At 63.4% G+C, this 19,574-nt stretch carries 22 protein-coding genes and 1 pseudogene; 4 read left to right on the top strand and 19 right to left on the bottom strand.

The features are described 5' to 3' along the window. Window positions 1–80: 80 nt before the first annotated feature. Window positions 81–1,082, bottom strand: a complete 1,002-nt coding sequence (gene htpX, locus J2R99_RS07090) for a zinc metalloprotease HtpX (protein WP_307153741.1) — start codon at window positions 1,080–1,082, stop codon at window positions 81–83. A gap of 416 nt (window positions 1,083–1,498) precedes the next feature. On the opposite strand from htpX, the gene J2R99_RS07095 reads away from it, so the two are divergent. Together J2R99_RS07095 and J2R99_RS07100 are read left to right on the top strand one after the other, a co-directional pair. Then, window positions 1,499–3,562 carry a methyl-accepting chemotaxis protein gene (locus tag J2R99_RS07095; RefSeq protein WP_307153742.1) on the top strand — a complete coding sequence of 688 codons (2,064 nt, stop codon included), beginning with the start codon at window positions 1,499–1,501 and terminating at the stop codon, window positions 3,560–3,562. A 116-nt stretch (window positions 3,563–3,678) separates the two neighbouring features. Continuing rightward, window positions 3,679–3,924, top strand: a complete 246-nt coding sequence (locus J2R99_RS07100) for a DUF1674 domain-containing protein (protein WP_307153743.1) — start codon at window positions 3,679–3,681, stop codon at window positions 3,922–3,924. Window positions 3,925–4,186: 262 nt separating this feature from the next. Here the strand turns inward: J2R99_RS07100 and J2R99_RS07105 are convergent, their stop codons facing one another. Then, on the bottom strand, window positions 4,187–4,804 hold the full coding sequence (locus tag J2R99_RS07105) for a DUF3800 domain-containing protein (protein ID WP_307153744.1): 618 nt from the start codon (window positions 4,802–4,804) through the stop codon (window positions 4,187–4,189). Window positions 4,805–5,054: 250 nt separating this feature from the next. On the opposite strand from J2R99_RS07105, the gene J2R99_RS07110 reads away from it, so the two are divergent. Then, a complete protein-coding gene (locus J2R99_RS07110; RefSeq protein ID WP_307153745.1) occupies window positions 5,055–5,513 on the top strand; it encodes a thermonuclease family protein in 459 nt (152 codons plus the stop codon). A 69-nt stretch (window positions 5,514–5,582) separates the two neighbouring features. Here J2R99_RS07110 and J2R99_RS07115 read toward each other — a convergent pair whose 3' ends face one another. From J2R99_RS07115 to J2R99_RS07145, 7 genes and pseudogenes are all read right to left on the bottom strand, one after another. Further along, on the bottom strand, window positions 5,583–6,275 hold the full coding sequence (locus tag J2R99_RS07115) for a TPM domain-containing protein (RefSeq protein WP_307153746.1): 693 nt from the start codon (window positions 6,273–6,275) through the stop codon (window positions 5,583–5,585). Window positions 6,276–6,284: 9 nt separating this feature from the next. Then, complete coding sequence (locus J2R99_RS07120) at window positions 6,285–7,025, bottom strand: TPM domain-containing protein (protein WP_307153747.1); 741 nt, start codon at window positions 7,023–7,025, stop codon at window positions 6,285–6,287. A gap of 126 nt (window positions 7,026–7,151) precedes the next feature. Further along, window positions 7,152–7,739 (bottom strand): annotated as a pseudogene (locus J2R99_RS07125) (LemA family protein); the annotation flags it as partial. Between the two features lie 110 nt (window positions 7,740–7,849). Next, window positions 7,850–8,257 carry a hypothetical protein gene (locus J2R99_RS07130; RefSeq protein WP_307153749.1) on the bottom strand — a complete coding sequence of 136 codons (408 nt, stop codon included), beginning with the start codon at window positions 8,255–8,257 and terminating at the stop codon, window positions 7,850–7,852. An 11-nt stretch (window positions 8,258–8,268) separates the two neighbouring features. Next, a complete protein-coding gene (rlmN, locus tag J2R99_RS07135; RefSeq protein WP_370872330.1) occupies window positions 8,269–9,516 on the bottom strand; it encodes a dual-specificity RNA methyltransferase RlmN in 1,248 nt (415 codons plus the stop codon). Between the two features lie 103 nt (window positions 9,517–9,619). After that, on the bottom strand, window positions 9,620–10,087 hold the full coding sequence (locus J2R99_RS07140) for an invasion associated locus B family protein (protein ID WP_307153751.1): 468 nt from the start codon (window positions 10,085–10,087) through the stop codon (window positions 9,620–9,622). A 243-nt stretch (window positions 10,088–10,330) separates the two neighbouring features. After that, on the bottom strand, window positions 10,331–10,708 hold the full coding sequence (locus J2R99_RS07145; RefSeq protein WP_307153752.1) for a YkvA family protein: 378 nt from the start codon (window positions 10,706–10,708) through the stop codon (window positions 10,331–10,333). 128 nt (window positions 10,709–10,836) lie between these two features. On the opposite strand from J2R99_RS07145, the gene J2R99_RS07150 reads away from it, so the two are divergent. Next, on the top strand, window positions 10,837–11,622 hold the full coding sequence (locus tag J2R99_RS07150) for an SDR family NAD(P)-dependent oxidoreductase (RefSeq protein WP_307153753.1): 786 nt from the start codon (window positions 10,837–10,839) through the stop codon (window positions 11,620–11,622). A 50-nt stretch (window positions 11,623–11,672) separates the two neighbouring features. On the opposite strand, the gene J2R99_RS07155 is transcribed toward J2R99_RS07150, so the two are convergent. The 10 genes from J2R99_RS07155 to J2R99_RS07200 all read right to left on the bottom strand — a co-directional run bounded on the left by J2R99_RS07155 (window position 11,673) and on the right by J2R99_RS07200 (window position 19,483). Continuing rightward, the gene (locus J2R99_RS07155) at window positions 11,673–11,942 is read right to left on the bottom strand and encodes a hypothetical protein (RefSeq protein ID WP_307153754.1); all 270 of its coding nucleotides are present in this window, start codon (window positions 11,940–11,942) and stop codon (window positions 11,673–11,675) included. After that, a complete protein-coding gene (locus J2R99_RS07160) occupies window positions 11,942–12,526 on the bottom strand; it encodes a Panacea domain-containing protein (RefSeq protein WP_307153755.1) in 585 nt (194 codons plus the stop codon). The genes J2R99_RS07155 and J2R99_RS07160 overlap by 1 nt, the downstream gene beginning before the upstream one ends. Before the next feature lie 243 nt (window positions 12,527–12,769). After that, window positions 12,770–14,617: a succinate dehydrogenase flavoprotein subunit gene (sdhA, locus tag J2R99_RS07165; RefSeq protein WP_370872289.1), complete on the bottom strand. Its 1,848-nt coding sequence runs from the start codon at window positions 14,615–14,617 to the stop codon at window positions 12,770–12,772. 1 nt (window position 14,618) lies between these two features. Beyond that, complete coding sequence (gene sdhD, locus J2R99_RS07170; protein WP_307153756.1) at window positions 14,619–14,993, bottom strand: succinate dehydrogenase, hydrophobic membrane anchor protein; 375 nt, start codon at window positions 14,991–14,993, stop codon at window positions 14,619–14,621. A 12-nt stretch (window positions 14,994–15,005) separates the two neighbouring features. After that, on the bottom strand, window positions 15,006–15,401 hold the full coding sequence (sdhC, locus tag J2R99_RS07175) for a succinate dehydrogenase, cytochrome b556 subunit (RefSeq protein ID WP_307153757.1): 396 nt from the start codon (window positions 15,399–15,401) through the stop codon (window positions 15,006–15,008). 161 nt (window positions 15,402–15,562) lie between these two features. After that, the gene (locus J2R99_RS07180; RefSeq protein ID WP_307153758.1) at window positions 15,563–15,781 is read right to left on the bottom strand and encodes a DUF1737 domain-containing protein; all 219 of its coding nucleotides are present in this window, start codon (window positions 15,779–15,781) and stop codon (window positions 15,563–15,565) included. Beyond that, the gene (locus J2R99_RS07185) at window positions 15,778–16,647 is read right to left on the bottom strand and encodes an HpcH/HpaI aldolase/citrate lyase family protein (RefSeq protein ID WP_307153759.1); all 870 of its coding nucleotides are present in this window, start codon (window positions 16,645–16,647) and stop codon (window positions 15,778–15,780) included. The genes J2R99_RS07180 and J2R99_RS07185 overlap by 4 nt, the downstream gene beginning before the upstream one ends. A 99-nt stretch (window positions 16,648–16,746) precedes the next feature. Next, entirely contained in the window at window positions 16,747–17,628 is an 882-nt protein-coding gene (locus tag J2R99_RS07190) for a 3-hydroxybutyryl-CoA dehydrogenase (protein WP_307153760.1), read from the bottom strand. Between the two features lie 149 nt (window positions 17,629–17,777). Further along, a complete protein-coding gene (locus tag J2R99_RS07195) occupies window positions 17,778–18,722 on the bottom strand; it encodes an electron transfer flavoprotein subunit alpha/FixB family protein (RefSeq protein ID WP_307153761.1) in 945 nt (314 codons plus the stop codon). A gap of 11 nt (window positions 18,723–18,733) precedes the next feature. Next, window positions 18,734–19,483, bottom strand: coding sequence for an electron transfer flavoprotein subunit beta/FixA family protein (locus J2R99_RS07200; protein WP_307153762.1), 750 nt, complete (start codon window positions 19,481–19,483; stop codon window positions 18,734–18,736). Window positions 19,484–19,574: the final 91 nt, after the last annotated feature.

A 19,574-nucleotide genomic window follows, 5' to 3' on the forward strand; every position in this document is an offset into this window, starting at 1 on the left:
CGCCGGACGGACGCGGCACCTGAAGAACTCGGTGCTTGAAGAGCTCAGCTCCCGGGAGAAGCTCGGCCTGCCGGAAGAATTCAGCCCCAAGGGCCGCCGCGTTTGCGGCCGGTCTGCGGCACCGTGCCGGAGCTCGAGCGGCCGGTCCCAGCCGAGCCCCAGGGACCGGAAACGCCGCGTGCGGCCGGCGCCGGCTCCACCGCGGGGCGGGAGGATTGCCGCGAAATGGCCGGCCCGCTGCCGCCGGAGGCCATCTCCTGCAAGGCCGCGATACGGTTTTCGGTCGACGGGTGCGTGGAGAAGAGGTTGTCCATGCGTGCACCCGACAGGGGATTGATGATGAAGAGATGTGCGGAAGCGGGATTTTGCTCCGCGCTCATCATCGGGCGACGCTTGGCGGCACCGGCGATCTTGCCGAGCGCGGAGGCGAGCCAGAGCGGGTTGCCGGCGATCGCCGCCCCGTCGCGGTCGGCGGAATATTCGCGCGTACGCGAGATCGCCATTTGCACGAGCATCGCGGCGAAAGGCGCCGTCAGGGCGGCGAGAAGCACGCCCACGAAACCGAAAGGCGAGTTGTTGTCGCGCGAGCCGCCGAAGAAGAGGGCGAAATTGCCGAGCATCGAAATGGCACCGGCGAGCGTCGCCGTGATCGTCATCGTCAAGGTGTCACGGTTCTTCACATGGGCGAGCTCATGCGCCATCACGCCCGCCACCTCTTCGTGGCTGAGCTGCTGCAACAGCCCGGTCGTCGCCGCGACGGCCGCATTTTCGGGATTGCGGCCGGTGGCGAAGGCGTTCGGCTGGTCGCTGTCGATGAGATAGACTTTCGGCATGGGCAGGTTCGCGCGCTCCGCAAGCTGGCGGATCATGCCGAAGAAATCGGGCGCCGAACGCTCGTCGACCTCATGCGCATTGTGCATTTTGAGGACGAGCTTGTCGGCGTTCCAATAAGAAAAGAGGTTCATGCCGGCGGCGAAGAGAAAGGCGATGAAGGCACCTCCGGAACCGCCGACGAGATAGCCGACGCCCATGAAAAGGGCGGTCAGGGCGGCCAGCAACATGGCCGTCTTCATCATGTTCATCGTCTTGTTTGCTCCGACCCACAAATAGCGTCCGTGCATATTTTGGGTGCCGATGAGCCGGCTTCAATCCGCAACTCGACCAAGACCGAGAAAGCTCAATGGAATCCGGCGCTTGAGCGGTTGGCATGCGACCACTCGGTCGCCAGGTCGCGGATCCTGCAGATTTTCTGGGCAGTTTTTCAGCTTTCGACGAGCGCCCGATACGCTTCCGAGCCCCTGCGGCAAGATCTCTGACACGACACCATGCAAGCCCGGCACCAGTTAGCTTTCGAAGTTTGCCGGCGTTGCAATGTCGGTTTGGGGAAATTGGCAGGACGGGGCAGGTCTATCGGCGGATAGGCTGCAAGCGGACCTGACCCCGAAATCTTACGGACCGGCTCAATAGAGGCCTGCCGCTTCAACTGGATGGGGGTTACATGTCGAAGTTTCGGTCGATCGGGTTACGTCTCGCGCTGGCGAGCGTCGGCCTGATCGCTTTTCTTCTGATCGTCGGGATCGCCACGATCTCCACTTTCGTCACGAATTCCGTCAGCGAACTGGCGACGGAAAAGCTGGAGCAGACCGGCCTTGCTCAGGCCAAGAATGTGCGGGGGCTTTTGGGCGGGCTGATGCAGACGGCCAAGACCCTCGACAGCACCGTCGAGGGATTGATGGAGACGGGCTATCGCGCACGCCCCGGCGTGACGCGGCTTTTGCAGCAGATGATGACGAAGGATACGGGTCTCGCTGGCGCCTGGGTGGCCTTTGAGCCCAACGCCTTCGACGGTCGCGACGCGGAACTTGCCGGGCGCGCGGATATTCGGACGCAGACGGAGGGCGGCCGCTTCGTGCCGTTCTATTACAATTACGGCGACGGGGTGAGCGAGACCCATGCCACCGATATGGCTCTGCCCTGGTATCAGGTTCCGTTCAAGAGCGGCGAACCCTTCATGACGGATCCGACGATCTACACGATCGACGGCAGCGATATCATGCTGACTTCGGCCGCTTTTCCGCTCGAGTTGGATGGGAAGACGATCGGTGTCGCCGGCGTCGACATCGAGCTTTCGAGCCTCTCCAAGGAATTCGCCCAGATCCGCCCCTATGATGTCGGCCATGTTCGCCTCGTCTCGCATGGTGGGTTGTGGACGGCGACGGATGATGCGGAAAATCTCGGAAAGCCGGTCAGTGAGACGGCTCCGGAGTTGTTCCCCGCTGTCGAAAAGGCGCTGAGCGCGGGAACCCGCCAGCTCGTGCGCGACGAGGCCGGGGTGCTCAATGTCATCGTGCCGACCGGGATCCAGGATATCGACGGCAATTGGGCGGTCATCGTTTCCGTGCCTGAGGCCGTGATCTTGAGCCCGGCCCACCGGCTTTCGAGCTGGCTGGTGATCGGCGGCCTGGTTTTGCTCGCGCTTCTGGCGGCGGTGCTCGCCGTGCTCACGCATCGTATGATCCGACGCCCGCTGGCGCGCAGCGTCGGCACGATCCGCGCGCTGCAGGAGGGGCACCTCGATACGCCGATCGTCGATACCGATCGCGGCGATGAGATCGGCGACATCAACCGCGCCCTTTCCGATTTCAAGGCGAGCATGATCAAAGCCGAGGAGCTTGCCGCCGCGCAGGCCCGCGAGCGGGAGCTGCGCGAACAGCGGGCGAGCCGCATCGAGGCGCTCAACGGACGGTTCGATCAGGCGATTTCCGGGATTCTCGAAACGGTCGGCGCGTCCGCCACCACGCTCAAGCTGACCGCAGAGAGCATGTCGGCGATCGCCGAGGAGACGAGCAGCCAGGCGACGACCGTCGCCGCCGCCTCCGAACAAGCCTCGACGAATGTGCAGACCGTTTCGGCTGCGGCCGAGGAATTGTCGTCCTCCGTTCAGGAGATCGCCCGTCAGGTGCAGCAATCGACCGATATGGCGAAGACGGTGAGCGAAAGCGCCGAGCAGAGCCGCGGCGTGGTGCAGGGTCTTGCCGCCTCGGTGAAGAAGATCGACGAGGTCGTGCATCTGATCGCCGATATCGCCAACCAGACGAACCTGCTGGCGCTCAATGCGACGATCGAGGCGGCGAGAGCCGGCGAATCCGGCAAGGGCTTTGCGGTCGTTGCCGCCGAGGTGAAAAGCCTCGCCACGCAGACGGCGAAAGCGACCGAGGACATCAGCCGGCAGATCGGCGACGTGCAGATGGGAACGGGCAGCGCCGTGGAGGCGATCGAGAACATCGTGACCGCGATCCGGGAGGTGAGCCAGGTCACCGTCGCGATCGCCGGATCGGTGGAAGAGCAGAACGTCGCCACCCAGGAGATCGCCCGCAACGTCCATGAGGCGGCGTCCGGCACATCGGAAGTGTCGAGCACCATCGTCGGCGTGACGCAGGCGGCCGGCGAGACGGGCTCCGCCTCGGGCCAGGTGCTGTCGGCGGCCGAGGAACTCAACCAGCACGCAGGCGCGTTGCGCGCCATGGTGCGCGAATTCCTGGAGGATGTGCGCGCCGCCTGAGGGGCGGCGCGTCGTGCGCACGAAAAGATCTCCGAAGCTCTTCCGGTCGGTCGAAATGACCGGCCGGGATTGCTAGATATCGCTCAGTGACGAGGCGATCAGCCAGGGAGACGAGGATGAACGAGGCTTCGAACAAATCCTCCGAAGAGGACATTCAGGCCGAAACGGCGGTGACGCCGCGGCGCGAGCTTCCGGAGGCCGCCAAGCGCGCTCTCGCCGAGGCCGAAGAGCGCCGCAGACAAGAGGCCGAGGCACGTGCCGCCGCGGAGGCGGCCCGGGCAAAAGAGTTCAATGGGGTCGAAGGCCCCGAGCCGGTGCGCTTCGGCGATTGGGAGCGCAAAGGCCGCGCGATCGATTTTTGACGGGCTGATCAGGGGGAAGGCGGACCGGCGCGTTTGCCGGCTTCAAGGCCGCGACAGGCGAGCAGGCGTAATGAGGTTGATAGGGGAGGCATCTCTACGTTGCTCCCCCGGATTTCATTGCCTCATATCGATCAAGAATTTCTGGACTATCCAGATCGACTGTATATCTTAGATGGTGCCAAGTCGCTCCTGCGATCCGAACTGTCGCCGGATGGTGTGCGTGCCAGTCCCAAGGGATTGGATAGGACGCAGGAGCGCGAATTCACCTGAACTCCCATACGTTCTGCAGCTGACCATTGTCGTGGAGCATGTCGCGCCACCGGCTGGCTTCTTTGCGATCGTGTCGGTAGGACCGCGCGATCGCGCCGGCTGACATATCGGCAAGTTGTATCAAGGGGTCCCGGGTCGAGTCTTTCAGGTCCCATTTTCTGACAGAACCTGTTTCGATGTGTTGTCTCAGGTAAGCCCGCAATTGTTTCTTGAACAGCCGGTCGCCGGATCCATCGATCACGACTTTGGCGTCTCTCAGGACGCCGCCGTCGTTTTGCATCATCATTCTAACGAAGAACTTGTAAAAGCTCTCTTTGACAGTCCGAAGGGCCTCAGAGTGTATGAGGTGCTTCTGTACAACCACTGCCCGAACCGAAAATTCTTGCTTAGAAAGACCTTCAAAGAATGCGTCTCGTACCGACCCGCTGCACTTGTTGAACTTGAATTCAGGCTGGATCCTCAGCCGACTTCGTAGTGCCGCAATATGAAGGCCCGTCTCTTGCGCGTCAGAAGAGTTCTGAAACACAACCATTGATGTGACGAATATCGGTGTCGAGCCCCGTTCAAGCTTAAACCCTGGGTCGCCCGATTCGTCTATAAATACATACATGCCCGAATTTATAAAATTTTGCCGCTCCTAAGAAGAGGTGACGGCCTGTCGCTTATTCTGAAAAAGGATTGTGACGGCGACAGTCTGCCTTGTCACTTCCAATGCTTGAATAACTGCGTCCGTGCACCGAGACCCCTCGAGGCTTTGCCGTGCCTGCAGTGATCCGATCGAAATCGATCGTCTGACCGACCGGCGACTGAGCCAGCTGTTTTCACATTGTCAATTAACCGGCATCCGCTATTATAGGAACATGTTCCTATATCGATTCGCTCTCTCTCTTCTCACCTTCGCCGTGCCGGCTCTGCCGGCTGCGGCGGGTTCTGAGCTGCCGGGGCTCTACCGGGCGGTGGTTGAGCGCGTCGTCGACGGCGATACGCTGGCGGTGCGGGCGACGATCTGGCTCGACCAGGAGGTGCGGGTGCTGGTGCGGCTGCGTGGCATCGACGCGCCGGAGCTGCGTGCGCGTTGCCTGGCGGAAAAGTTGCAGGCTCTGGCGGCGACAGATGCGCTCGCCGCGCTCGTCACCGATCCGGCCGTCACCTTGAGCGAGGTGGAGGGCGACAAATATGGCGGGCGGGTCGTCGCCGATGTGCGCGATGCGAAGGGCCGCGATCTCGGCGCCCTGCTGCTGCAGGAGGGGCTGGTGCGGGCCTATGCCGGCGGCCACCGGGACGGATGGTGCGGAAAGCTGTCGCTCAAGGCGGATTGAAGACGTTTCAGCGCGGGTGTGCGATGGGGCGGCGGCCTGGGCCGGCCGCCCCGATCTCTGGCGTCGGGCTCAGACTTCGACGAGCTTGTCCGGCAATTCGTTCGGGTTTTCCTGGCCCGCCGGAATATGCTCTTCGAGGATTTTTCCGCAGGCGGTGATCGCCTTCACCAGGCCGTCGGCCAGGGCACCCTTGCGGCTGTCCTCGATGAGCTCGGCCACGATCTCGTCCCAGACGCTCTGGTCGACATGGGCGTCGATGCCCTGATCAGCGATGATCGCCGCATAGCGCTCCGCCAGCGACACGAAGATCAGGATGCCGGTGCGGCCTGCGGTTCCGTGGAGATTGTGCGCCATGAATTGCTGCATGGCATGACGCTCGGCGCGCTGGCGGCGGACGAATTCCGGCACCAGGAGGGGCCGGAGCGACGGCAGCGAGGCGAGGAGCCCGAGCAGGATCAGGAGCACGATCTCGCCGGCTGCCACGACGCGGGCATCGAGGGCGTCGCCCCAGAGGTCGTGCGATTGCGCGAGCCATTCATTGCCGGGCGCAGGCGCCGTGAGCCAGGCTTCGGCGAGCGGGTAGAGGAAGGCGACGGCAATGCCCGCAAAGAGCGTGGCAAGCGCCGCCCAGAGAAGCGGAATGAAGCGATAGCTGTCGCTGGTTTCCGCAGCGACGGCGAAAATCTCGCCGGAGGTGCCGCTTTCGGCCGTCCGGATCGCTTCGGCGATGCGGGCGTGTTCGGTGGGGTCGAGAATGGCCATGTCCGTCTCCTACCAGCTGCCCGACGAGCCGCCGCCGCCGAAGGAGCCGCCGCCACCGGAAAATCCGCCGCCGCCGCCACCGAAGCCGCCGCCGTAATTGTTGAGGCCCCCGACAAAGCCGCCGGTGCGGCGGCGGCCCTTTCCGCGCGGGCCGAAGAGGCCGGAGAACATGATGATGAAAAACACGGCCAGGAAGATCATCGTGAAGATGGTGGGACCGATGTCGCCTTCCGGCACGCGTTCCTTGGCGCGCTTGACCCAGGCTTCGCGGTCGCCGCCGAGGACGGCGACGATGTCTTCGACGCCGCGGGTGATGCCGCCTGGAAAATCGCCCGCCTTGAAGCGGGGGATGATGGAGCCTTCGATGATGAGTTTGGAGATCGCGTCGGTGAGCGTGGGCTCGAGCCCGTAGCCGACCTCGATCCTCACCTGACGCTCGTTGGGGGCGACGAGGAGAAGGACGCCGTTGTCCTTGTCCTTCTGGCCGATCTGCCAGGCGCGGCCGAGATCGACGCCGTATTCTTCGATGGAGCGGCCGCCGAGCGAGGGGACAGTCGCGACGACGAGCTGGTCGGAGGTCTTCTTTTCCAGATCGTCGGAGAGGGCGACGAGCTCCGCCTCTTCGGTGGGCGAGAGGAGATCGGCCGCATCGACGACGCGGCCGGTGAGTTTCGGGAAATCCTGGGCGGCGGCCGGCGCGATGAAGGCCGGCGCGACGAGGATCAGAACAGCAGCAAAAAGGGCGCGCAAAACGTCTCTCGTCTCAGATCAATTGCCGGTGCCGGTGGCGGGCTGGTCCGCCGGCTGGTTCTCGTTGGCCGGGGCGGTCTCGTTGGCGGGGGCATTGAAATTCACCCCCGGCGCATTGCTGCCGCCGAAATCGACCTGCGGGGCGTTGGCGTTTTCAGGTGCGGTTTCGAAATTCGCCATCGGCTCGTAGCCGGAATAAAGCGTCATCGCCCAGAGCCGGCCCGGGAAGGTCTTGAGCTCGGTGTTGTATTTGCGGACCGCCTCGATGTAGTCGCGACGTGCCACGGCGATGCGGTTTTCCGTGCCTTCGAGCTGCGATTGCAGCGCCAGGAAATTCTGGTTGGATTTGAGATCGGGATAATTCTCGGTGATGGCGAGAAGCCGGCCGAGGGCGGCGCCGAGCTCGCCTTGCGCTTCCTGGTAGCGGCGCATGGCTTCGGGATCCGTCGGATCGACGTTGAGATTGGTCTGCGTCGCCTTGGAGCGGGCCTCTACGACGGAGGTCAGGACGTCTTTTTCCTGACGGGCGAAGCCCTTCACGGTCTCCACGAGGTTCGGCACGAGATCGGCACGGCGCTGATACTGGTTCTCGACCTGGCTCCAGGCGGCCTTCGCCTGTTCTTCGTAGGTCGGAATGGTGTTGACGCCGCAAGAGGCGAGAAAGATGGCCACGAAGCCGATGAGAGCGACGCGAAGGCCGGTGAGCGGGCGCATGAAAACCTCCGGTGAATGCGGGCGAAAGGTAGTGCCGCGCGTTTGACGCGCAAGCGACAATCGTAGGCGATGTGGCCCGAAAGTGGGAATTTGCCGCGGATCGAACATGCCTAACCGCCGGCGTGGCGTCCTGCGAGAAGCCAATAGACGAAGGCTCCGACCGTGCCTGCGGCGGAGAAGATCGCGATGTCGGAAAATTCCGAGGCCGGCGGGCCGGCAATGCCGAGGATGGTCGCGGCCGAGCCGACCACCGCGCCGAAGACGAGATGCAGGATGAGCGAGCGCCAGCCGAAGCTTTCGGCAAACAGGATCATCAGGAAGGCCGGGATGCCGGCGACGGCGCCGACGACGAAGGCGGCGAAGAAGGACACGAGCGCCGCCTTGACGGCGTAATCCTGAAGCGCCTCACCTGGATGAAGCTCCGGCGGCACGGAAAAATAGAGAACCGCCGCCGCCGCCCAGCAGGCGGCGATGAAAGCGATCGGTATGAGGAGGATAATCCGCCAGACCCGGGCCATGCCGGTGGAGCTCAGCCTTCCGCTGCGAGCGCCGGCGCTGCTTCGCGCTCACGCTTCTTCATGCGCTCGCTGGCGCTCTTCAGCTGGCCGCAGGCGGCGAAGATGTCACGCCCGCGCGGCGTGCGAATCGGCGAGGCGTAGCCGGCACGGTTCACGACCTCGGCGAAGCGCTCGATCTGATCCCAGTCGGAGCATTGATAGGGGCTGCCGGGCCAGGGATTGAACGGGATGAGATTGATTTTCGCCGGAATGCCTTTGAGGAGCCGCACGAGCTCCTTCGCCTCTGCAAGCGAATCGTTGATGCCCTCGAGCATGACGTATTCGAAGGTGATGCGGCGGGCGTTCGACAGGCCCGGATAGGCCCGGCACGCATCGAGAAGCTCGGCGATCGGCCATTTGCGGTTGATCGGCACGATCTCGTCGCGAAGATCGTCGCGCACGGCGTGCAGCGAAATGGCCAACATGCAGCCGATTTCCCCGCCGGTGCGGAAAATGCCCGGAACGACGCCCGAGGTCGACAAGGTGATGCGCCGCTTCGACAAGGACAGGCCCTCGCCATCGGAGGCGATTAGAAGCGCGTCGCGCACATTCTCGAAATTATAAAGCGGCTCGCCCATGCCCATCATGACGATGTTGGAGACGAGGCGGCCTTCCGTCGGCACGATCGCGCCCTGCGGCGTGGCGAGATCGGGAAAATCGCCGATGCGCTCGCGCGCCACCAGGATCTGCGAGACGATCTCGCCGGGCGTCAGGTTGCGCACGAGCTTCTGCGTGCCGGTGTGGCAGAAGGTGCAGTTCAAGGTGCAGCCGACCTGGCTCGAGACGCAGAGCGTGCCGCGGCCCTCTTCGGGAATATAGACGGTCTCCACATCGACCGGGCGACCGGCGGTCGGGCCGGGACGGTCGGCGCCCTGCGCGGGAAACCGCATCAGCCATTTGCGCGTGCCGTCGACGGAGATCTGCTCGGAGATGATTTCCGGGCGGGCAATGGCGAAGTGGCCGTCGAGAGCGGCACGCAGCTCCTTGCCCATATTGGTCATGGCGTCGAAGGAGGTGGCGCCGCGCAGATAGAGCCAGTGCCAGAGCTGATTGACGCGCATACGGCGCTGCCGCTCCGGCACGCCGATCTCCCCCAGCGCATCGGCGAGCTCATCACGGCTCAGGCCGACGAGGGAGCGGCGGACGGCAGAAGCATTCGTGGAAAGCGGGTGCGCGGACGCGTCGAAGCGCGGCACAGCCGCGTGGTTGGCAAGGCTCATATCGTTCATGGCGGTATCGAAGGTGGGTCTTAGCACAGGCTCATGCAAACGAAAACGGACCGCCCGTAGGACGGTCCGCTTCGAAAATCGCGGCCTTTGGCCGTTATTTACATTCGGAAGCGACCTTGCTGCTCGCCGCCGTCACTCCTGAAAGGGAGAATTGATAGCTCGTCTCGTTGCCGCGGCGCGACGTCCCGGTCACCGTCATCTGGCGCCCGCTCTTCATCGCGGCATAGAGCTGCGGCTCCTCGGCTTCGTTCAGAAGCCAGGCGCTGTCGCCCTTGGTAAACATCGTGAACTTCTTGCCGTCGATGTCGACGGTCACCGTCGACTTGTCCTCAAAGGCGTAGCCGACAACGAAGTTCGCCTCATGGCCGATGTTTTCCGCCGGGCTTGAACGCACGAAGAAGGCGACTTTGCCGTGATTGAGATTCGCCGGCATCTCCTTCTTCGGAGTGGAGTGAATGAAGCAGACGGTGCCCTTGTCGCCGGGATAGCTCCAGGCCGTCCAATCGTTGAACTGACCCAGCGAATTCGGCGTCTGAGCAAAGGCTGCGGTCGCGACGATCAAGAATAGGCTCGTCAGAAATGTCCTTAGCATGCCTGTCCCGCAATCGATGGTTTCTACGAAGCCAAGCCGCATCGGCGAGGCGTCGGTCGTGATGGTCGCTCTAGAGATGCGTCATCGTGGTTACTAAATCATGAACCGAGCATGGGTCACAGGCGAAGCCTGCCGGCATCCGTTTGATCGGTTCGATGCCGGGCCATGGTTGTTTGGGAAAAAACGGCCAGATTTTGACGGAGGAGCGTTTCCTCAGGCTCCGGCGCCTATTTCTTCCTCGAGAGCCCGGCTTGCGGCGGTGCGATGTTCCTCGCGAATGGAGGAGGAGACGGCGGCAAGCGCTGCAGCCAGAACCGAGGCGTCATCGAGAAAACCGAGGCCGACGATGAAATCCGGCACGAGGTCGAAGGGGGACACGAAATAGGCGAGGGCTGCGACCACCGTCAGCTTGGCGCGCGTCGGCGTGCGCGGATCGAGCATGGCGTAATAGGCGGACACCACTTCGTGCATGAAGGGAATCGTGCGCAGCGCCTTCCTGACCGTCGGCCAGAACCGGTGCTTGATTTCCGCTTCCTTGTCGGCCGCATCCTCCGGGCCGAGAATCTCAATATCAGGTACCGTACGTGGCATCTGGCGCTCCCATCTGATGGTGTTCAATTGGGGCGCGAGTGGTCCTTTCGCAAGACGCGGGGCTTGGCTAAGAGGGAGCAGAGCGAGGGTCAGGGGCCCGCCTGGCGGGCTTTCAAGGGGAGGACAGAATGCAGCTCAATTCCGATATCGCAGCGATCGTGACCGGCGGGGCTTCAGGTCTCGGCGAGGCGACGGCACGCATGCTCGCCCATCAGGGCGTGCGGGTGACGATCTTCGACATGAACGAAGAGCGCGGACGGGTGACGGCCGGCGACATCGGCGGCACGTTCGTTCCGGTCGACGTCACCGATGCCGCGAGCGTTGAAGCGGGGGTCGAAAAAGCGCGCGCGGCGCATGGCGTGGAGCGCATCCTGGTCAATTGCGCCGGCATCGCGCTCGGGCGCAAGACGCTCGGCACCGACCGGAAGACGGGCGAGCTCAAAGCCCATGACATGGCCTCGTTCCGCAAGGTGGTGGAGGTCAACCTCATCGGCACCTATCAGATGATCGCGCAATCGGTTCCGGAGATGTCGCAGTTGAAGCCGATCACGTCGGACGGCTGCCGCGGCGTCATCGTCGTGACCTCGTCGGTGGCGGCGACCGACGGACAGATCGGCCAGGCGGCCTATGCCGCCTCCAAGGGGGGCGTCCTCGGCATGACGCTGCCGGTCGCGCGCGACCTCACCGAATACGGCATTCGCGTCTGCGCCATTCAGCCGGGCGTGTTCGAGACGCCGATGGTTTCCGGAATGCCGGAAAAAGTGCGCGAGAGCCTCGCCGCCGGCGTGCCGTTTCCGAAGCGCCTCGGCCAGGCGCACGAATACGCGCATGTCGTGAAGTTCATCTGCGAGAACGATTATATGAACGGCGAATCGATCCGCCTCGACGGGGCGATCCGTCTCGCGCCGCGGTGAGGGAGTGAGCGGCGATCTCGACAGGCCGGGCTCGGCCTGTCGGGAGCTTCTCAGTTTGCGGACTGATCTTCCTCGATGTGCTCGAGGATAACGTTCTTGTTGTCGTCGATCCTGAATATGACGACAAGAGGAGGTGCAAGAGGTGTGCGCTTGGTGCGAGCGTATCTGAATGAAACGAAGTCGCTCTCAAAATGCGGGAACCCATAAGGATTCCTATAGAGTCCTTCGACAATACCCTCCATCGCCTCGTCAACAGCGCGATATCCGCCAATCTCCTGGATAGCCTCCTCGAACGCGTCCGAAGCGATTATCTCGCGCATCAGGCAGAGCGCCAGCCCAGTCGCTCACCCATAGCGGCAAAGTGCTTGAGCCCTTCCGGTGGCAACGGCGCGTCTTCGAACAGAGCAGATTGGTACGGCATCGGGTCCCCGTTGTATCGGGTCTTCCAAGCAATCCCATGCGAAAGGTCACTCGATTCCGTGCCCGTCATATTCCAATAGTGCCATATTGACTCGTCGATGTAGTCGAGATCGTCTGGGCTGAAGAATTTTAACACCGGCTCGGATAAAGCTTTATGCCGGCGCTCCATGAATTGACCTGCACCCCTGCTTTCGATTTCGAGCAAGTTATCTCGTAGCATCTCTGCAATCAGTGGCGGCATCTCGACAGGTGCTGGTCCGAGTTCGAGACGTTGATATTGTCTGCCTGTGACCGGGATCCGACGTTCATAGAACGAACGGAAGTCCGCACGCCAAAGTATTTTGTTGAGCTTGATCGCGCCGAAACGAGGCATGTCCTCCGATTTTTGGCACACGTACAGGATTGCCTCTTTCAGTCGGCGCTGACCGCCCGGAAGAGGCACAACGTAAGCCACATTTCGTGCCGCTCGGTCTTTCCAATCCACGGCTGCTGCCCATCAATTCGCGCTGATGAAAGTTAGGTTATATCTATTGGGCGTTCAAGCAGTGAGAGCAAGCGGCGTGGCTACCTAAAAGTTGTTCGCTTTAGAAAATCTTCTTGGGTGAGTAGCTTTGGTTGTGCCTGAACGTTGATCATGTTGATTGATGCACAGCAGCGGGGATCCGGCGCCATCAATAAAAAAGGGGCGCCGGAGCGCCCCTGTCGTGAACTTTGATGTCGGCCGGCGTCAGTAGACGCGCTTCTTCGGCTCGATATAGGGCACGTCGTTCGACATCGTGTAGGTGTGCACCGGCCGGTCTTCGAGGCGCACCGTATGGGCGGCCTCGTCGATGAAGGCGAGGCTGTGCTTCATCCAGTTCTGGTCGTCGCGATCCGGGAAATCCTCGCGCGCATGGGCGCCGCGGCTTTCGTGCCGGTTGGCGGCCGCTTCCATCGTCACCACCGCCTGGGTGATGAGGTTCTGGAATTCCAGCGTCTCGACGAGATCGCTGTTCCAGATCAGGGAGCGGTCGGTGACGCCGATGTCTTCGGCGCCGCGCCAGACTTCGTCGATCAGCTTGCGGCCTTCTTCGAGCACCGGCCCGTCGCGGAAGACGGCGCAGTTCGACTGCATCACCTTCTGCATGCGGTCGCGCAGCGCCGCCGTCGGCGTGCCGCCCTTGGCGTAGCGGGCACGGTCGAGGCGGGAGAGCGCGAAATCGTCGGAGCCCGCCGGAAGATCCGGATGGCGCTCGCCGGGGCTCACCGTTTCGGCGCAGCGATCGCCGACGGCACGGCCGAAGACGACGAGGTCGATGAGCGAGTTGGAGCCGAGGCGGTTGGCGCCGTGAACGGAGACGCAGGCGGCCTCGCCGACAGCCATCAGGCCCGGAACGACGGTATCGGGATCGCCGCCGACCTTGGTCAAAACCTCGCCGTGATAATTCGTCGGCACGCCGCCCATATTGTAGTGGACGGTCGGCAGGACCGGGATCGGCTCCTTGGTGACGTCGACGCCGGCGAAGATTTTTGCGGTTTCCGAGATGCCCGGCAGGCGCTCGTGCAGGACGGCCGGATCGAGATGCTCAAGATGCAGCTCGATATGGTCCTTTTCCTTGCCGACGCCGCGGCCTTCGCGGATCTCGATGGTCATGGCGCGCGAGACGACGTCGCGGGAGGCGAGATCCTTCGCGGACGGGGCATAACGCTCCATGAAGCGCTCGCCTTCGGAGTTCGTCAGATAGCCGCCCTCGCCGCGCGAGCCCTCGGTGATGAGGCAGCCGGCGCCATAGATGCCGGTCGGGTGGAACTGCACGAATTCCATGTCCTGCAGGGGGAGGCCGGCACGCAGCACCATGCCGTTGCCGTCGCCGGTGCAGATATGCGCCGAGGTGCAGGAGAAATAGGCGCGGCCGTAACCGCCGGTCGCCAGAATCGTCTTATGGGCGCGGAAGCGGTGAATGGAGCCGTCTTCCAAGCAGAGCGCGATGACGCCGCGGCACTGACCCTCGTCCATGATCAGATCGATGGCGAAATATTCGATGTAGAATTCCGCCGAATGCTTCAGCGCCTGGCCGTACATGGTGTGCAGCATGGCGTGGCCGGTGCGGTCGGCGGCGGCGCAGGTGCGCTGCGCGGTGCCTTCGCCGAAGCGGGTGGTCATGCCGCCGAAGGGGCGCTGATAGATCTTGCCCTCCTCGGTGCGCGAGAAGGGCACGCCCCAATGTTCGAGCTCGTAGACGGCTTTGGGCGCGTTGCGGCAGAGATATTCGATGGCGTCCTGGTCGCCGAGCCAGTCCGACCCCTTGACGGTGTCGTACATGTGCCAGCGCCAGTCGTCCTCGCCCATATTGCCGAGGGCGGCCGAGATGCCGCCCTGGGCGGCCACCGTGTGGGAGCGGGTCGGGAAGACCTTGCTGATGCAGGCGGTCTTGAGGCCGGCCTGGGAGGCGCCGAGCGCCGCTCGGAGACCCGCGCCGCCCGCGCCGATGACGACCACGTCGAAGGCGTGGTCGATGATCGGATAGGCTTTGCCGTTTTGGTTGGGGGCGCCGGTCGCGCCGTTCGATTGTCCGTTCTGGCCGTTGGTCGCCAAGTCAGCCTCCAAGGGCGATGATCAGGATGGAAAGGATGCCGAGGATGGCCAGCGCGTAGGTGAAGAGCGTGTTGGCGAGATAGCTCAACACCTTCACACCTTCGTGGTGGATGTAATCCTCGATCACCGATTCCATGCCGATGCGCATGTGCAAAGAGAGATTGAAGGTGAAGCCGATGAGGATCGCCGCGATGAAGGGATTGGCGATGCGGTCATGGGCCGTCTGGTAATCCGCGCCGATGAGCGAGGCGAGGATCAAGAGGAAGGCGAGAACCAGCGGGATGTTGGCGAAGGCCGTGACCCGCTGCTGGATGAAATGGCCGGTGCCCTCCTTGGCGGAGCCGCGGCCGCGGGCTTTTGCAAGCGGTGTGCGCATGACGGGGCCTTTCTAGAGGGCGAGGAGGATGACGATCCACAAAAGCAGGGTGAGGCCGACGGAGCCGGCGAGCGAGGCCCAGGCGAGCTTCTGCGTCACCGGCTTTTCGTAGCCTGCGCCCGTATCCCAGATGAAGTGGCGGATGGCGCCCATCAGATGCTGCATGAGCACCCAGGTGTAGCCGAAGAGGACCAGCCAGCCGAGCGGCGAGCCGAAAAACCAGGTCGCCCAACCATAGGCTTCCGGCCCCGAAGCGAGGGCGACGATCCAGCCAATGAAGAAAAGCGAGCCGATATAAAGGCCGATGCCAGTGATGCGGTGCAAGATCGAGGTGACCATGGTGATCGGCCAGCGGTAGATCTGCGTGAAGGGCGACAGCGGTCGCTGTCGTTCAGTCAAATCTTTCATCGAACGCTCCTTGGCCCCTTCATAACGTGCCGATCGGGTGTTGCAAACGCGTCGGTTGGATAATGCTCATGCATGCCATGCATGCGACGATTGGCTTTGCACCGGCGCGCGCAAGCAAAGCGCCGGCGCGGAGAAAGCTGTGCTCTTTGTGCGGCGGTTCATCAATAGTCGCTCAAGCGAAAATTCTCAGCCGCACTTTCGACCTGCCAGTCGCCGTCGGCCTCCTTGACGATCGCCTGGGCGCAGACCGTGCGCTTCGCCTCCGTGTCGAAGGTGAGGGCGGGCGAGCCGTGCAATTGCCAGCCGGCGTTGAGGGCGGCGGAGACGCGCTTGCAGAAGGTGGCGTCGTCGGGGCCGGTGAGAAGACGGTAGAGCTTCATGCTTGATCTCTGTCGGCGATTGCACGTGCTCTGGCAAGCAGGCTTTCGGCGACATGTAAATGCAGCCTTTCGACCATGCGCCCCTCGATGCCGATCGCACCCTTGCCGGCATTTTCCGGGCGGGCGAAGGCTTCGACGATCGTCTCGGCTTCGGCGATCTCTTCAGCGCTCGGTGCAAAGATGCGGTTCGCCGTGTCGATCTGGCGGGGATGGATGAGGCTCTTGCCGTCGAAGCCGAGGGCGCGCGCGTGCTCGCATTCCGCTTCAAGGCGGGCGTCGTCGCCGAAATCGTTCAGGACGCCGTCGATGGCGACGAGCCCATAGGCGCGGGCGGCGGCGATGACGCTCATCATCCAGGGCAGGAAGGCGCCGCGGTCATGGGCCGGGCGCACGCCCGTCTCCTTGGCGAGATCGTTGAGGCCGAGGACGAAGCCTTTCAGCGGCAGTTTTTCGGAGGAGGCGGCGATTTCGGCGAGGTTGAGGAGCGCCTTCGGCGTCTCGATCATCGCCCAGAGCGAGATGCGGTCGAGTGCATCGGCCTGGTCGAGGGCGTCGGCGACGCGCTCCAGATCGGCCGCGCTTTCGACTTTCGGGACCAGCAGGCCCTCGGGGCGCGCGGCAAGCGCGGCGAGAAGATCCTCCGTCGCCCATTCGCTCGAAAGACCGTTGATGCGCACGAGGACGGGCGCGGAAAAAGGCTCGGCGAGAGCCTCGCGCAGCGCCTCGCGGGCGTCTTCCTTGCGGTCGGGGGCGACGGCGTCTTCGAGATCGACGATGATGGCGTCGGCGACAAGGCCGCGCGCCTTGGCGAGTGCCCGCGGCTTGTCGGCCGGAACGTAAATGAGCGAGCGGAAGACTGGCGGCATGGGTCGTCTCCGGGAAACTTGTCCGGTTCGGGTGGAGGCAGCAGTCCTGGCCAGGCGCGGCCCGCGATCAGTCCCGAGGCGAAAGCGAGATGACGGGCGTCAGCGGGTCGGGACCGGCTCGTCGCTGCGGTAATCGTAGAAGCCGCGGCCCGCTTTGCGGCCGAGCCAGCCGGCCTCGACATATTTCACCAGGAGCGGGCAGGGGCGGTATTTGGAATCGGCGAGACCCTCGTAGAGCATCTGCATGATCGACAGGCAGGTATCGAGACCGATGAAATCGGCGAGCTGCAAGGGGCCCATCGGATGGTGCGCGCCGAGCCGCATCGCCGTGTCGATCGCCTCCACATTGCCGACGCCCTCATAGAGCGTATAGATCGCCTCGTTGATCATCGGCATCAGGATGCGGTTGACCATGAAGGCGGGAAAATCTTCCGCCACGGCGATCTTCTTGCCGAGCGAGGTGACGAAGCGCTTCGCCTCTTCGAAGGTGGAATCTTCCGTCGCGATGCCGCGGACGAGCTCGGCGAGCTCCATCACCGGCACCGGATTCATGAAATGCATGCCGATGAAGCGTTCGGCGCGGTCGGTGGCGGCGGCGAGCCGGGTGATCGAAATCGACGAGGTGTTGGTGGCGATCATCGCCTCGGGATCGAGGATCGGGCAGACCTCTGCGAAGACCTTGCGTTTCACCGCCTCGTCTTCCGTCGCCGCCTCGATGAGAAGATCGGCCGGGGCCAATCCTTCGACGCCCTTGGCGGGCCGCACGCGGGCGAGCGCCGCCTGACGCTCTTCCTCGCTGATACGGCCGGAGGAGCGCTGGCGGGCGAGCGTGCCTTCCAGGGTGGCAAGCCCCGCCTGCAGCCGATCCGGGGAAATGTCGTGCAGGATCACATCGTAACCGGCCAAAGCGCAGACATGGGCAATGCCTGCGCCCATCTGGCCTGCCCCGACTATGGCGACCGTTTTGATCTCATCCGCCATGGATCATCTCTGTTGCTGGCGCTTGCGTTGAATATTGAACAAGCTTCGGGAAAGGGGAAGTGTGCGTCGCAACATTTTCCGCATTGCAACGGGCCCTTCTCGACGCAGGGAAGAGCCCGTCACTGAAGTTTACGCGGCGACGATTTAGATCACGCGCCGGCCTTGTCGAGCTCGGCGGTGAGTTCCGGCAGGGCCGTGAACAGATCTGCGACGAGGCCGTAATCGGCGACCTGGAAAATCGGCGCCTCCTCGTCCTTGTTGATCGCCACGATGACTTTGGAATCCTTCATGCCGGCCAGGTGCTGGATGGCACCGGAGATGCCGCAGGCGATGTAAAGATCCGGCGCCACGATCTTGCCGGTCTGGCCGACCTGCCAGTCGTTGGGGGCGTAGCCGGCATCGACCGCGGCACGGCTTGCGCCGACCGCCGCGCCGAGCTTGTCGGCGAAGGGGAGCATGACCTCGTCAAACTTTTCCTTGGAGCCGAGGGCACGTCCGCCGGAGACGATGATCTTGGCGGCGGCGAGTTCCGGGCGTTCGCTTTCCTGGATCTTGGCACTGACATAGCGCGATTTTCCGGGATCGGCCGGGGCCGACACCGTCTCGATCGGCGCTTCGCCGCCGGCTTCGGCCGCCTGGAAGGCGGATGTGCGCACCGTCACGACTTTCTTGGCGTCTTTCGCCTTCACCGTCTGGATGGCGTTGCCGGCATAGATCGGGCGCTTGAACGTGTCGGGCGCCACGACCTCGACGATGTCGGAGACCTGCATCACGTCGAGGAGGGCTGCGACGCGCGGCATGACGTTCTTGCCGCCGGTGGTGGCCGGCGCGAGGACGGCGTCGTAATCGCCGGCAAGGCCCTTGATCAGATCCGCCATCGGCTCGGCGAGATGATGGGCAAGCGCCTCGTCTTCAACGAGGAGCACCTTGGCCACGCCCGCAAGCTTCGCGGCCTCTTCGGCCGCCGGGCGCGCATCCTTGCCGGCCACGAGAATGTGAACGTCTCCGCCCATCTCCCTGGCGGCGGTGAGCGCCTTGGCGGTCGCCTCGTTGAGGCTCTGATTGTCGTGTTCTGCGACGAGTAGAATGGTCATTTCGCGATCCCTCAGAGTACGCCCGCTTCGTTTTTGAGTTTTTCGACGAGTTCGGCCGGGGAACCCACCATGACGCCGGCCTGGCGCTTCGCCGGCTCGCGCGTCTCCACGACTTCGAGGCGCGGCGTCAGGTCGACGCCGTAATCGTCGGCCGTCTTCGTCTCGATCGGCTTCTTCTTCGCTTTCATGATGTTGGGAAGCGAGGCGTAACGCGGCTGGTTGAGGCGCAGATCGGCCGTCACCACCGCCGGCAGAGAGATCGAGAGGGTTTCCAGACCGCCGTCGATTTCGCGGGTGACTTCCGCTTCCTCGCCCTTGATTTGAAGCTCCTTCAGGAAGGTGCCCTGCGACCAGCCGAGAAGGGCCGAGAGCATCTGGCCCGTCTGATTGCAATCGTCGTCGATCGCCTGTTTGCCCATGATGACGAGGCCGGGCGCCTCGGCCTCGACGATCGCCTTCAGAATCTTGGCGACGGCAAGCGGTTCGACGGTGCCGTCAGCCTGGACGAGAATGCCGCGATCGGCACCCATGGCGAGCGCCGTACGGATCGTCTCCTGCGACTGCGAGGGGCCGACGGAGACGATGACGATCTCCTCCGCGCTGCCCGCCTCCTTGAGGCGAATGGCTTCTTCGACCGCGATCTCGTCGAAGGGGTTCATCGACATCTTCACATTGGCGAGGTCGACGCCGGAGCCGTCGGCCTTGACGCGCGCCTTTACGTTGTAATCGAGCACCCGCTTAACCGGGACGAGAACTTTCATCAGGCAACCTCCGTTGTTTGCCTTCGGTTAGCGTTGCTCACCCACGGTGGCAAGAGAGCGCACCCCAAAGTTTCCGTTAACGTCAGCCGGT

The organism is Rhodopseudomonas julia (assembly GCF_030813515.1).
Lineage (GTDB): Bacteria > Pseudomonadota > Alphaproteobacteria > Rhizobiales > Afifellaceae > Afifella > Afifella julia.

What these genes read in the sequence shown, in the direction of transcription:
- htpX (WP_307153741.1), bottom strand. Translation starts at nt 1,082, where the DNA reads ATGAACATGATGAAGACGGCCATGTTGCTGGCCGCCCTGACCGCCCTT.
- J2R99_RS07095 (WP_307153742.1), top strand. Translation starts at nt 1,499, where the DNA reads ATGTCGAAGTTTCGGTCGATCGGGTTACGTCTCGCGCTGGCGAGCGTC.
- J2R99_RS07100 (WP_307153743.1), top strand. Translation starts at nt 3,679, where the DNA reads ATGAACGAGGCTTCGAACAAATCCTCCGAAGAGGACATTCAGGCCGAA.
- J2R99_RS07105 (WP_307153744.1), bottom strand. Translation starts at nt 4,804, where the DNA reads ATGTATGTATTTATAGACGAATCGGGCGACCCAGGGTTTAAGCTTGAA.
- J2R99_RS07110 (WP_307153745.1), top strand. Translation starts at nt 5,055, where the DNA reads ATGTTCCTATATCGATTCGCTCTCTCTCTTCTCACCTTCGCCGTGCCG.
- J2R99_RS07115 (WP_307153746.1), bottom strand. Translation starts at nt 6,275, where the DNA reads ATGGCCATTCTCGACCCCACCGAACACGCCCGCATCGCCGAAGCGATC.
- J2R99_RS07130 (WP_307153749.1), bottom strand. Translation starts at nt 8,257, where the DNA reads ATGGCCCGGGTCTGGCGGATTATCCTCCTCATACCGATCGCTTTCATC.
- rlmN (WP_370872330.1), bottom strand. Translation starts at nt 9,516, where the DNA reads ATGAGCCTTGCCAACCACGCGGCTGTGCCGCGCTTCGACGCGTCCGCG.
- J2R99_RS07145 (WP_307153752.1), bottom strand. Translation starts at nt 10,708, where the DNA reads ATGCCACGTACGGTACCTGATATTGAGATTCTCGGCCCGGAGGATGCG.
- J2R99_RS07150 (WP_307153753.1), top strand. Translation starts at nt 10,837, where the DNA reads ATGCAGCTCAATTCCGATATCGCAGCGATCGTGACCGGCGGGGCTTCA.
- J2R99_RS07155 (WP_307153754.1), bottom strand. Translation starts at nt 11,942, where the DNA reads ATGCGCGAGATAATCGCTTCGGACGCGTTCGAGGAGGCTATCCAGGAG.
- sdhD (WP_307153756.1), bottom strand. Translation starts at nt 14,993, where the DNA reads ATGCGCACACCGCTTGCAAAAGCCCGCGGCCGCGGCTCCGCCAAGGAG.
- sdhC (WP_307153757.1), bottom strand. Translation starts at nt 15,401, where the DNA reads ATGAAAGATTTGACTGAACGACAGCGACCGCTGTCGCCCTTCACGCAG.
- J2R99_RS07180 (WP_307153758.1), bottom strand. Translation starts at nt 15,781, where the DNA reads ATGAAGCTCTACCGTCTTCTCACCGGCCCCGACGACGCCACCTTCTGC.
- J2R99_RS07185 (WP_307153759.1), bottom strand. Translation starts at nt 16,647, where the DNA reads ATGCCGCCAGTCTTCCGCTCGCTCATTTACGTTCCGGCCGACAAGCCG.
- J2R99_RS07190 (WP_307153760.1), bottom strand. Translation starts at nt 17,628, where the DNA reads ATGGCGGATGAGATCAAAACGGTCGCCATAGTCGGGGCAGGCCAGATG.
- J2R99_RS07195 (WP_307153761.1), bottom strand. Translation starts at nt 18,722, where the DNA reads ATGACCATTCTACTCGTCGCAGAACACGACAATCAGAGCCTCAACGAG.
- J2R99_RS07200 (WP_307153762.1), bottom strand. Translation starts at nt 19,483, where the DNA reads ATGAAAGTTCTCGTCCCGGTTAAGCGGGTGCTCGATTACAACGTAAAG.